The following is a 12,409-nucleotide window of genomic DNA, read 5'->3' as shown; positions in this document are numbered from 1 at the left end:
CTTCAATTTCTATAGCCGTAGTGATTATTGGCGGTGGTCCAGCTGGTCTGGCTACTGCATTAACATTGCGTGACCATAATATTCCATGTGTTGTAATAGATAACCATATGGGAAGTACTGTTAAACTTGGGGAATCATTGGCTCCCAGTGCCAATACCATATTCCGAAAATTAAGTTTGGAAGAGGTGTTAATTTCCAAACTCCATAGTTTATATGTAGGTAATAACGTTGTGTGGGGCGATGCATCGCTCCGCCAGCGTTACTTTTTAAATGAACCTTACGGTGACGGAAGACATTTGAATCGTGCACTTTTTGAAAAACAGCTTCAGGATATTGCTATCGAAAGAGGTGTGATTTTATTAAAAAACCACCGACTTACCAATATTACAGAACAAGACAATAAAATAATTGTGAGTTGTTCTGATGCTGATAATAGTACAAAAATAATTACTGCCGATTTTATAGCCGATTGCAGTGGCAGAGCTTCTATAGTGGCTAAAAAAATGGGAATTAAGAAACAGATTATCGATAATCTAGCCTCCTATTATTTTATTACAGAGCAATCAGAAGAGTCTTTAAAAGGAATGACCTTTATCGAATCAGTAGAAGACGGTTGGTGGTATGCTGCTCCGCTACCTGATAATAAAGTAATAGTCAATTTTATGTCGGATAGTGACTTACATCCTACAAAATCTACTTCACTTAATGATTGGTTACTCGGTAAAATTGCCACTACTCAACATCTTAAAAACTATCTTCCCACAATAATATCTTCAACAACCGAAGTAGGTATTAAAACAGCTACCACATCTCTATTGGAAAAACCAGGTGGTAAACAATGGATTGCTGTGGGCGATGCATTATGTACTTACGATCCATTAACTTCTTTTGGAATTACAAATGCACTTGTAAGTGGTCATAATGCAGCAAATGCAATATCTGGTTTTTTAGATGGTAATATTGATTCATTGTCTGAATATATTACCTCTCAAATGGCTTTGTTTGATAAATCAGTTGCTTTATTACAAAATCAATATCAGTCGGAACAACGTTGGTTCAAGCATCCTTTTTGGGAAAGACGACAGTTGTAATGGATGATATTATGATGTGACATAGGATAAGTGTTTGGTATGTAAGTAATTACTGAAGTACTTCTACTTGTTTTTGAAAAAACAGGTAAAAGTACTTATAATCAATACGTTATGTTTGTTTAATTTAGATACCCTGTAAAACAATAGATAAATAGTTTTACTATGAAACAATAGGTCGCATCCGAAAAACCTTAAACGAGTAGGAAATCCCCAAATACTTTTTATTATGTCACAATCAACATTTTCTTGGTCCTTAGAGGCTTATGAGTCTCGTGGAAATTTATGGCTACGATGGAGTACCAATGCACCATTTAGAGCACAACAAGGGCAAATTCACGTATATAATGCGGGCTTCCCTTCAGATCCTCAAAAAGAGACAAAAGCATGGTCTTGGGATGACGAAAATAATGCAAACTGGGATACTGGACAAAAATGGGGCACAGGATGGAATTGTGCTTACATTGCTGAGAGAAGTCCAAATGGACCTTATACTTATTTTATTAAATTGACAACTACAAGCACTATGGGACCTAATGTTCTTAAAGTTCAAGAAGTAGTTACTGAGCAGTAAAATAAGTGTATTGATTTAAAATAGCTTATATGAAGAACATTTTCATATAAGCTATTTTTTTTATAAATAATAAGGGGTAAAAGTAATAGACAATGAGTTAATCTTGGATTATGCTTTTCTGTTGCACTGGTTTTTTTGCTCCAGAAAGTATTTGTATAATCAAACACATCGGATTAAAGGTGATCTGATTGGTAATGAGGAGGAAAAGTAAAAGTTAGTTTGTAAAGACATTTATTGATTTATTAGGTTTTGTCTTTTTATAAGTTCGCTTTGGTAATTTTCATCATACTAGCATAATTAAAAACCTTATCAGTCAATATTTTTAAAATATTATTTTATTGTAGGTATTATCGCTATATTGGGAGATATTTTAAAAAGAAAAGTAATATGATTGATTTTTTGAAAAAAAACAAAAACTTAAGAAATGCATTATTTGTTTTTATAATTGCTTTTTCCTCTTTTCTTGCCTTTGAGCCTTTATTTGAAAATTTAGGACAAAAAGCATCTCAGGAGTTTGCCGCGGCTATTTTCGGAACCATCTTTGCTGCCGTTATCACAATGGTCTTATTAAACAAACAATCAGAAACAGAAGAGGAGCGTAGCCGTAATGAAAAAGTCTTTGAACAAAAAATTGTACTGTTCAATCAGATATTGGATAATCTACAAACTATTTATGCAAACTTAGATAATGTAGGTAAAATAAAAATCAGTCATGCTGAAATCACGAAAATAGAATTTTTACTGGCAAAAATGATAATGATTGGAAATGATAAAACGATAAAAGAGTTTAAATCCTTATATCAGAATATAACCAATAATTATGTTCCCGAAACGCAAATACTCACCTTGAATATAAGTCATAAACATACTATTTTCCGTTTTGCAGATTATTGTAGAGAAGAACTGGGATTGTCAGATAAGAATTTAGAAAAAGAAATATTGGAGGATATTGTATTGCAAGGAGAATTATTTTATAACCTTGAACAAAAGGAATCTTTGGATTTTGAAACGCAAGAAACAATTAAAGATATTTATGGATTTTTGGCCTTTGATTTGAATTTACCAATAGAAAATATTAAGTTTTTGCCAAATGGATTCGAAGCCTATATAAATAAAAGTCAGACTAAAACAGTGTGTTTTTTAGAATGTTTAATTGATAATCAGGAAATACATATGAAATTGCCTGTTCATAATACGATAAAAGGGTTTCATATAAATGGCACTAAACTTAATGTAAAACCATCAGAAAGGAATAAATTTATAGCACAACAAACTAATATAGAGAAAGCAATTGAAGAGAGTTATGAGTTTGTCAAGAAGCAGAAGATATAATAGTGATATCAAATGAAAAAGATATTCTCAAAGAATATTAGGTAAAATAAATTTAATGTTGAAGAACAGATATTCACTTTTTACTTACAGTTGGTAAAAAAAGATTAGATGAAACAATATGCATATAAAAGGATATGAGGAATTAATGGTTTTAGGTTTATAAAACTAGAAATTAGAGTCTTGCAATGTCATTTTTTTTATTTAATATTAGAGATTGATAAAAAGTCTATCAAAAGTGTTTCAAAACAAAATCGTTTTATATATTTGAATTCAAGATGATTTTTGCATTATTTGCAAAATAAAAGCAAAAAGTTCGAAATAAATTAATTATTAATAGTAAGTACACCTATGTCATTTTCAAGTCTATTCCGAAAAAAAACAGTACAAGATATTTTAAGTCAAGTAGAGAAAAATAATGCCAATGGAACTGATTCATTAGGCAAGCATTTAACAGCGCGTGATTTAACAGCTTTTGGTATTGCAGCAATTGTAGGTGCAGGTATTTTTAGTACAATTGGTAAAGCTAGTGCCGATGGGGGACCAGCAGTTATTTTTTTATTTCTATTTACAGCTATTGCTTGTAGTTTTGCTGCTTTTGCGTATGCAGAATTTGCTTCGATGGTTCCAGTTTCAGGAAGTGCTTATACATACTCATATGTTGCTTTTGGTGAAATTATAGCTTGGGTCATTGGTTGGGCATTGATAATGGAATATTCGGTCGGAAATATAACCGTTGCCATATCATGGAGTGATTACTTTACAGGGTTGCTCGCCAGCGGAGGTATACATTTACCCCAATGGGTTCAGATGGATTATTTAACTGCCTCAAATGGGTTTAAAGATGCAACAGCTTTGATGCATGGTGGAAAAGCATTTGAAAATCTAGAACCAGCCTTACAATCAGCATATACAGCATGGACAACAGCGCCTATGATAGGTTCATTTCATTTTGTTGCAGATCTACCAGCTTTATTGATTATTATTCTGATTACAGCATTGATATATCGCGGGATGAAAGAATCTCGTAATGCGAGTAATATCATGGTTGTTGTGAAATTATGTGTAGTGCTTTTAGTAATTGCAGTTGGTGTTTTTTATGTAGATACAGCTAATTGGGATCCTTTTGCACCAAATGGAGTAACAGGAGTTCTTAAAGGAGTTTCAGCAGTTTTCTTTGCTTATATAGGTTTTGATGCAATCTCAACAACTGCCGAAGAATGTAAAGATCCACAACGTGATTTACCACGAGGGATGATGTGGGCAATTATAATTTGTACCATTTTGTATATCGCAATTGCATTAGTACTTACGGGAATGGTAAGTTACAACCAACTTAATGTAGGAGATCCACTTGCTTTTGTATTCGAGAAATTAGATTTAAAATGGATGTCGGGAATTATAGCAGTAAGTGCTGTAGTGGCTATGGCAAGTGTTTTATTGGTTTTTCAGATGGGACAACCTCGTATCTGGATGAGTATGAGTCGTGACGGATTATTGCCAAAGCGTTTTTCTAAAGTACACCCTAAATATAAAACACCATCATACGCAACTATCGTAACAGGTTTTGTAGTTGCTGTTCCAGCTTTATTTCTAAATCTTACAATGGTTACCGATTTGTGTAGTATAGGAACTTTGTTTGCCTTTGTATTGGTTTGCGCAGGAGTTTTGGTATTGCAGAACAAACCAAATATTCCAAGAGGAAAATTTAAAACGCCTTATATAAATTCAAAATTTATAATGCCGATTTTATTAATTATTGGATTAGTATTTTCTTTTGGATACAACAAAAAAGCAACAATGAGTTTTATTACAAATGAAACTCAAATTAATGAATCAGCGGATATTATTACCTCTCTTGATAAAAGCCATACTAAAAAAGTATATGATTATCTAGTAACTGTTGATCCTGCTAATGCTACAACCGAAAAACCAGATCTAGAATTAATATTAAAGCAATATCAAAAAGATGAAGCAAAGTATGCAAGCGTAATTGCAGGTTTACCAGTTGCAGATTCTATTAAATATGAAAGTGGTTTAAGTTTGTTTAAGCATAAAATACCAATGTGGATTTTCTTAATCGTTTTGATAGGATTAACAGTTTGGGCTATCAGACAAAATTTATCTTTAATTCCATTGTTAGGCTTGATTTGTTGTCTTTATATGATGGCTGAATTAAGTGTTTGGAACTGGATTTATTTCACAGTTTGGTTAATTATTGGTCTATTCATATACTTTGGCTTCAGCCGTAAAAATAGTAAACTTAATATAGTTAAATTATAGTCTGATTTTTTAGTCACAGTTTTCAGTTTGAGTAAAAGTTGTGAGTAAACCAGATTTAAAGATCTAAAAAATATAAAAACAAAAAACCGTTCTGAATTATGACTCAGAACGGTTTTTTGTTTTTAGTTCCAGTAAAAAGCAACATAATTTCAAAATCTAAGTAGTCTGTCAGTCTAATAATTTAAATAAATCTAAGAAGTCTAATCATAAAAAAATCCGCTTAGAGATAACTCTAGCGGATTCAAACAAACCAATTAAAAATTAAGCAAATTTATTTATAAAGAAATGTTTCATGTTTATAGTACCCCAAGCTCGACCATGCAGGCTTTCATCATTTGATACGTTCTTTCGATGTCATTATCCAATCCTATTGAGAAACGAATTAATCCATCTGTTAAACCCATTTGGGCTTGTTCTTCTAGTGGAATTTCACTAGAAGTTGAGGTTCCCGGAGCGCTAAACAAGGTTTTATAAAAACCTAAACTTACTGCTAAATATCCTAAATTTCGTGCCTGCATCAACTCCATTAATTCATTGGCTTTAGCCAGAGAACCCACGTCTATTGTAAGCATGCCACCAAAACCATATTCAGGATTAATCATTGTTTTGTATAATTCATGGCTAGGATGACTTTTTAAACCAGGGTAAACGGTTTTAAGTCCATCCTTTTCAAATTTATCAGCTAGAACATGAGCGTTATGACTGTGTTGTTTAATACGAATATGTAACGTACGCAGGTTTTTCATTACACTAGCCGAACGTAAACTGTCCATTGTAGGGCCTAAAAGCATACTTGCACCACTATTTACATTTTTTAAGCTATTTATGAATTCTTTTGAAGCACAAGTAACGCCACCAACAGTATCACTGCTACCGTTAATGTATTTTGTTAAACTATGAATCACAATATCGGCACCTAGTTTAGCAGGCGAAACCGACAAAGGAGAGAACGTATTATCAACAACCAATTTTAGATCGTATTTTTTCGCTAAACGAGATAATCCTTTAATATCTGCAACTTCCAATAAAGGGTTACTTACTGTTTCGCAATATAAAACTTTCGTTTCTGGAGTGATTGCAGCTTCTACAATATCTAATTTTGTGATGTCTACAAAAGTTGTTTTTATACCAAATCTCGGAGTGAAATTTTTAAGGAAAGCATACGTTCCACCATATATAGTTCTACTCGAAACAATATGATCTCCCGTATTACATAATTGCATTAATGTAGGAGTAATTGCTCCCATTCCTGAAGCCGAAACATTGGCAGTTTCAGTTCCTTCCATAGCAGCAAGTGCTTGGTCTAAATATAGATTACTCGGCGATGAATGACGGGAGTATAAATAACAGCCTTCCATATTTCCTTCAAAAGTGTCAAACATTGTTTTTGCCGAAAGGAAAGTATATGTAGAAGAATCTGAAATTGATGGGTTTACACCACCGAATTCCCCAAAATACTGCAAATCCTGAATCTTATCAGCTGGATTAAAATTTTCCATTGTTATGTTATTATGAGGAACGAATTAATTTCATCCTCTAGTTATTATTTATTTTTACTTAAATTAAAATCTTAGAATAAGGAACTATCCCAATAACTATTTGGGCTTTGAAATCTGAGTAGCTCAGCAATCATAATTCAAATTAATAACATATTAGAATAATAATCAATCATAGCTGGTATGTTTAGATTTTTAGACTATAAATTTGTATTTTGTTAGATTTATTATCTAATTTTGTTTTTGAGATAAGATTTGAATAGATTATTTTTCAGTTTAAAAACAGCTTATAATTATGGTATTAGATTCCATCGATAAAAAACTACTATTGCTACTCCAGACCGATAGTAAGAAAACAACCAAGGAACTGTCTTTGAAATTAGATCTTTCGGTAACAGCAGTTTATGAACGAATAAAAAAGTTGGAGCGAGAAGGGATCATCCATAAATATGTAGCCTTAGTAGATAAATCTAAAATAGAAAAGGGATTTGTAGTTTTTTGTCATCTCAAACTCATTCAGCATACAAAAGAATTTTTAACCAAATTCGAAAGTGAAGTGACTCAGTTAAAAGAAGTCCTCGAATGCCATCATGTTAGTGGAGATTACGATTATATTCTCAAAGTATTAGTAAAAGATATGGAAGCTTATCGGGAGTTTTTAGTAACCAAACTCACAAACCTGCAACATATTGGCAGTACACAAAGTACTTTTATGATTAGTGAAGTAAAGAATACAACGGTGATTTCTTTTTAAGGTGCAAAGGTTTTTTTAAGGTACAAAGCGACAAAGGTTCAGAGTGACAAAGGTTCAACTTTGCGCCTTTGTAAGAGATTTTTAAATAATTCTACGAGATTGATTTTTTAATCAGTTTTAAAAATCTGCGTTTTCTACTAAATCTCAAAGAAAATTTAACGTTTTTATGTATTTATTACAATAAGTTTTCCATAGTTCGATAAATCCTGAGAAAAAACTCTAACTTTTAAAGTTTAAACAAAACTTAATTCCTTAATTTTGTATCGCTAAAAAATAAAAAATCAAAAACTATGAGTTCATTTGACGTAGTCATTATAGGTTCAGGTCCCGGCGGATATGTTTCGGCAATTCGTTGCGCGCAATTAGGTTTCAAAACAGCTATAATCGAAAAGTACAATTCGCTTGGAGGAACATGTTTAAATGTAGGATGTATTCCATCAAAAGCATTGTTGGCATCTTCACATCATTATGCCGAAATCAAACATTTTGCAGATCACGGAATAGAAGTTTCTGGGGATGTAAAAATCAATTTAGAGAAAATGATTGCTCGTAAAAAAGCAATTGTAGATCAAACAGCAGGAGGAGTTAGCTTCTTGATGGATAAAAATAAAATTACCGTTTTTAATGGTTTAGGTTCTTTCGTAGATGCTACACATATTGCTGTTGCAAAAGAAGATGGAACATCAGAAACTATTGAAGCTAAATATACCATTATTGCAACAGGTTCTAAACCTTCATCTTTGCCTTTTATCAAAATTGATAAAGAAAGAATCATTACTTCTACTGAAGCATTAGCATTAAAAGAAGTTCCTAAACACCTAGTTATTATTGGTGGAGGAGTTATTGGTATTGAATTAGGACAAGTATATTTACGTTTAGGAGCACAAGTTTCTGTAGTTGAATTTATGGACAGAATCATTCCAGGAATGGATAGTTCTTTGTCTAAAGAATTAACTAAAGTATTGAAAAAACAAGGAATGAAATTCTACGTTTCTCACAAAGTAAAATCAGTAGAAAGAAACGGCGATGCAGTTGTAGTTCAGGCTGAAAATGCAAAAGGGGAAACAATTACTTTAGAAGGAGATTATTCATTAGTTTCTGTTGGTCGTCGTCCTTACACAGACGGATTGAATGCTGATAAAGCTGGAGTGAAAATTTCTGACAGAGGACAAGTTGAAGTAAACGATCATTTACAAACAAATGTTCCAAATATTTATGCAATTGGAGATGTTGTTCGTGGAGCAATGTTAGCACATAAAGCCGAAGAAGAAGGAACAATGGTTGCTGAAATATTAGCAGGTCAAAAACCACATATCGATTATAACTTAATTCCAGGTGTTGTTTATACTTGGCCAGAAGTTGCAGCTGTTGGACAAACAGAAGAGCAAGTAAAAGCTTCAGGTACTGAATATAAAGTTGGAAGTTTCCCATTTAAAGCTTTAGGTCGTGCAAGAGCAAGTGGAGATTTAGATGGATTTGTAAAAATTATTGCAGATGCTAAAACTGATGAGGTTTTAGGTGTGCATATGATTGGAGCTCGTACTGCCGATTTAATTGCTGAGGCAGTTACAGCAATGGAATTTAAAGCATCTGCTGAAGATATTTCAAGAATGAGTCATGCACATCCAACATTTGCAGAAGCAATAAAAGAAGCTGCATTGGCTGCAACAGATAACAGAGCATTACACGTATAGAAATGTTTTAGAGACGCACAGTAGTGTATCTAACAGCATGTCAAAATAAAACCCGACAATTAATTTAGTCGGGTTTTTTTATGGAAAAATGTCTTAGTCTGTGCAGTAGTTTTTTTACTATGCTGTAAATACGCTTCTATAATTATTCCAATATCTGTAAATTAAAAATATGTTGGCTAAAAATAATAAAACTGCAATAGGTAATTGATCAGGAGACATAAAATAATTGATGAACAAGATATTGATAGTAACTGGTAAGATTAAAATATTGGCAAGTGTCACGTAACGCCCAGTAACAAAAGCTATTCCGCTAATTAATTCTATTGACTTGGCTAATGGATATAGGTATGACGAGGCGATTAGACCAACATTAAAGGCTTTGAAGCTATCATTCGTAATTGGTTCCGGTGGAACTAAATCAAAGAAATAACTTAGAGAAGTAAAAAGCAGTAAAAGACCAATTAAAGTTCGGATAATAATAGTCGCGATTTTCATGATATAGATGATTTTTATAGGTTAAAAAATATATGATTTTTGATATAAAATTACCTTATTCAAATAATTAAAAAACGGGTTTAATTATTAATTTATTATTAATTGTGTAAACTATTTAATGATGTTTTAGGATTTGTTTAATTCTATATCAAATATAATGATTTTTAGGCTATAAATAAATACATGGATTCTTATATTTTAGATTGATTTTTAACATATTTTCTATAAAGAAAAAATCCACCAGCGGCTATTAAAATAAATGGCCAAAGATTTAAGAAAAATACAATTATTGATTGTAGTATATACCATCCACTTTTTAGAGCATCTATAATTTCGATACCAATATTTGGTTTGTAGGTATTGCTATCTTTACTGCTAGCAACTATTTCTTGTTTTAAAGATTGGTTTTGATAAAGCTGTAAAGTAATTGTGCTAAAATTAATTTGATCTTTTAAAGATAATTTTTCAATTTTACTAGAATCGTTTTGCTCTTTCTGCGCAGCAAGCGTATTCTCAGCTTCCATAACATCATTTATTTTTTTGCCTTTGGTATCAATAGCATTTTCAATTCTTTTGTTATTCTCTGAACTTCTATTTTGAGCAAGTTGGTTAGCTAGTAGTTTTAAAGAGACATCATCGGCTTTGATAACGCGATAATCCAGAAAATCAATTTGTTTAGCAATTGTTTTTATGACAGTATCAAGTTGTGTGTTGGGAACACGAATCGTTATGTTATTTATTACCGAGTATTTTGTGGTTTGCAGAGTGCTGTCCTGACTTATTTTGGTTTGTATTTCGTCATGAATTGTACTTTGTAAATTAGTATAAGTTACAAAACCTCCAAACTTTACTGTTGCATTTTCAATTGCATAAGTCGATTTTGCCACGTTTTTAACTTTAAATTTTATATCGGCGGTTCGAATAAATTTATGATTACCATCTTTCTTTTCGACAGCTGCCGAAGAAGAAACAATATCGGTTGTACTAGTCGATGCTTCTGCGGCTGAGTCTTCAATAGACGAGTCCGCTTTTTTACAGGAAAATAATAATGCGATGATTACTAGTGTAGTCAGGCCAAATTTTGCAATTGTTTTCATAGGAGATTGATATAATTATAGATTAATAAATGGGTTACTTAATAGGGTATTAAAAAAAAAGGGAAAAGTAGTTTTGTCTCAATAATCGTATCAATTTTATAAAATGGTTATAAAGTGGTGTAATAAAAAGCGTGCCAATATTTTTTGAGATTACTTTATCGAAGGAATTTTTTTGTCGTAATTTTGACGGATAAAAAAAAATAATTTTTGAGAGTTTCAATTCACAAGCATATTTCAAATCCTGCGGCCTTTAAAAAGCAACTTTTGGTTTGGGCGCAACAACATCGAGAAGTTGTTTTTATGGATAGTAATTTATATCCGCAAGAATATTCGAGTTTCGATTGTTTGCTGGCTGTCGATGCTTTTACTTCAATAAAAACCGATTTCCATAACGCATTCGAAGATTTAAAACAATACCAGCAAACGACCAGAGATTGGCTTTTTGGTTATCTGACCTATGATTTAAAAAATGATATAGAAGAATTACAATCTGCTAATTTTGATGGATTAGAATTTCCTGATTTATTTTTCTTCCAGCCTAAAAAAACATTTTCATTGAAAGGGAATCAATTAGAGATTCAGTATTTAGCGATGTGTGATGATGAGGTCGAAGAAGATTATAATGAGATTTTAGAAAGTCAAAAGACGAAAGTCGAAAGCCGGGCGAACTTTCTTATTAATCAGCGAATTTCTAAAGAAGATTATATTTCCAAAGTCAATTCGGTTTTGGATCATATTCATCGTGGCGATATTTATGAAGCTAATTTTTGTATGGAGTTTTACGCAGAAGATGCAACTATAAATCCATTAGAAAAGTTCGAAAAGCTTAATGAAATATCTCAAGCGCCACTAACTGTTTTTTTTAAAAATCACAAACAATTTTTATTATCGGCTTCGCCAGAAAGATATATTCGAAAAATAGGGGATCAAATAATTTCGCAGCCTATAAAAGGAACTTCAAAACGTTTTGTAGATAAGATTGAAGATGAAAATTCCAAGATGCAATTGGAGGCAGATCCAAAAGAACGTGCCGAAAATATCATGATTACCGATTTGGTTCGAAACGATTTATCGCATACAGCTCAAAAAGGTTCAGTAAAAGTGGTAGAATTATGCAAGATTTATTCTTTTTTGCAGGTACATCAAATGATTTCGACAATTACCTCAAGGCTTGATTCTCAATATTCGCCAATCGATGTCTTAAAAACAACTTTTCCGATGGGAAGTATGACTGGCGCACCAAAGATTTCGGCAATGAATATCATCGATAAGTTAGAAGAAACCAAACGAGGATTGTATAGTGGGGCAGTAGGTTATTTTACGCCAGACGGGGATTTTGATTTTAATGTCGTTATCCGAAGTATCTTATATAATCAGGAAAAAGAATATGTTTCCTTTTCAGTTGGTAGCGCAATTACATCACAATCAGTTCCCGAAAAAGAATATGAAGAGTGTTTGCTTAAGGCAAAAGCAATGCAAGAAGTATTGCAATAATCCGCTGGGTTAATTAATTTTAACGCATATAAACACAGGTTTTGTATTCTCTAAAAAGGCGTTTCACTTATTTTAAGTGCAGATAGCTAGCCATATGAAAGAAAT

10 protein-coding genes are annotated in these 12,409 nt (G+C 32.2%); 7 read left to right on the top strand and 3 right to left on the bottom strand.

The window, feature by feature from the left end:
* The first annotated feature begins 20 nt into the window (after positions 1-20).
* The 4 genes from OIU80_RS12090 (at position 21) to OIU80_RS12075 (ending at position 5,274) form a co-directional block, all read left to right on the top strand.
* Positions 21-1,091, top strand: coding sequence for an NAD(P)/FAD-dependent oxidoreductase (locus OIU80_RS12090; RefSeq protein ID WP_264287260.1), 1,071 nt, complete (start codon positions 21-23; stop codon positions 1,089-1,091).
* A 226-nt stretch (positions 1,092-1,317) separates the two neighbouring features.
* Positions 1,318-1,662, top strand: coding sequence for a hypothetical protein (locus OIU80_RS12085; protein WP_264287259.1), 345 nt, complete (start codon positions 1,318-1,320; stop codon positions 1,660-1,662).
* 387 nt (positions 1,663-2,049) lie between these two features.
* Entirely contained in the window at positions 2,050-2,994 is a 945-nt protein-coding gene (locus OIU80_RS12080; RefSeq protein ID WP_264287258.1) for a hypothetical protein, read from the top strand.
* Positions 2,995-3,342: 348 nt separating this feature from the next.
* Positions 3,343-5,274, top strand: a complete 1,932-nt coding sequence (locus OIU80_RS12075; RefSeq protein WP_264287257.1) for an amino acid permease — start codon at positions 3,343-3,345, stop codon at positions 5,272-5,274.
* Between the two features lie 296 nt (positions 5,275-5,570).
* On the opposite strand, the gene OIU80_RS12070 is transcribed toward OIU80_RS12075, so the two are convergent.
* Positions 5,571-6,773: an aminotransferase class I/II-fold pyridoxal phosphate-dependent enzyme gene (locus OIU80_RS12070; protein ID WP_264287256.1), complete on the bottom strand. Its 1,203-nt coding sequence runs from the start codon at positions 6,771-6,773 to the stop codon at positions 5,571-5,573.
* A 292-nt stretch (positions 6,774-7,065) separates the two neighbouring features.
* On the opposite strand from OIU80_RS12070, the gene OIU80_RS12065 reads away from it, so the two are divergent.
* The gene (locus tag OIU80_RS12065) at positions 7,066-7,524 is read left to right on the top strand and encodes an Lrp/AsnC family transcriptional regulator (RefSeq protein WP_264287255.1); all 459 of its coding nucleotides are present in this window, start codon (positions 7,066-7,068) and stop codon (positions 7,522-7,524) included.
* A gap of 290 nt (positions 7,525-7,814) precedes the next feature.
* The gene (gene lpdA / locus OIU80_RS12060) at positions 7,815-9,218 is read left to right on the top strand and encodes a dihydrolipoyl dehydrogenase (protein WP_264287254.1); all 1,404 of its coding nucleotides are present in this window, start codon (positions 7,815-7,817) and stop codon (positions 9,216-9,218) included.
* A 117-nt stretch (positions 9,219-9,335) separates the two neighbouring features.
* On the opposite strand, the gene OIU80_RS12055 is transcribed toward lpdA, so the two are convergent.
* Positions 9,336-9,713: a DoxX family membrane protein gene (locus OIU80_RS12055; RefSeq protein WP_264287253.1), complete on the bottom strand. Its 378-nt coding sequence runs from the start codon at positions 9,711-9,713 to the stop codon at positions 9,336-9,338.
* 191 nt (positions 9,714-9,904) lie between these two features.
* A complete protein-coding gene (locus tag OIU80_RS12050; protein WP_264287252.1) occupies positions 9,905-10,810 on the bottom strand; it encodes a DUF4349 domain-containing protein in 906 nt (301 codons plus the stop codon).
* A gap of 207 nt (positions 10,811-11,017) precedes the next feature.
* On the opposite strand from OIU80_RS12050, the gene OIU80_RS12045 reads away from it, so the two are divergent.
* A complete protein-coding gene (locus tag OIU80_RS12045) occupies positions 11,018-12,304 on the top strand; it encodes an anthranilate synthase component I family protein (RefSeq protein WP_264287251.1) in 1,287 nt (428 codons plus the stop codon).
* The last annotated feature ends 105 nt before the right edge of the window (positions 12,305-12,409 follow it).

It is taken from the genome of Flavobacterium frigoritolerans (genome assembly GCF_025847275.1).
Classification (GTDB): Bacteria; Bacteroidota; Bacteroidia; order Flavobacteriales; family Flavobacteriaceae; genus Flavobacterium; species Flavobacterium frigoritolerans.
The sequence above is the reverse complement of the archived record's forward strand: the minus strand, read 5'-3'. Positions and strand labels throughout refer to the sequence as shown.

Coding starts and splice junctions, on each gene's coding strand:
- OIU80_RS12085 (WP_264287259.1), top strand. CDS start 1,318: ATGTCACAATCAACATTTTCTTGGTCCTTAGAGGCTTATGAGTCTCGT.
- OIU80_RS12080 (WP_264287258.1), top strand. CDS start 2,050: ATGATTGATTTTTTGAAAAAAAACAAAAACTTAAGAAATGCATTATTT.
- OIU80_RS12075 (WP_264287257.1), top strand. CDS start 3,343: ATGTCATTTTCAAGTCTATTCCGAAAAAAAACAGTACAAGATATTTTA.
- OIU80_RS12070 (WP_264287256.1), bottom strand. CDS start 6,773: ATGGAAAATTTTAATCCAGCTGATAAGATTCAGGATTTGCAGTATTTT.
- OIU80_RS12065 (WP_264287255.1), top strand. CDS start 7,066: ATGGTATTAGATTCCATCGATAAAAAACTACTATTGCTACTCCAGACC.
- lpdA (WP_264287254.1), top strand. CDS start 7,815: ATGAGTTCATTTGACGTAGTCATTATAGGTTCAGGTCCCGGCGGATAT.
- OIU80_RS12055 (WP_264287253.1), bottom strand. CDS start 9,713: ATGAAAATCGCGACTATTATTATCCGAACTTTAATTGGTCTTTTACTG.
- OIU80_RS12050 (WP_264287252.1), bottom strand. CDS start 10,810: ATGAAAACAATTGCAAAATTTGGCCTGACTACACTAGTAATCATCGCA.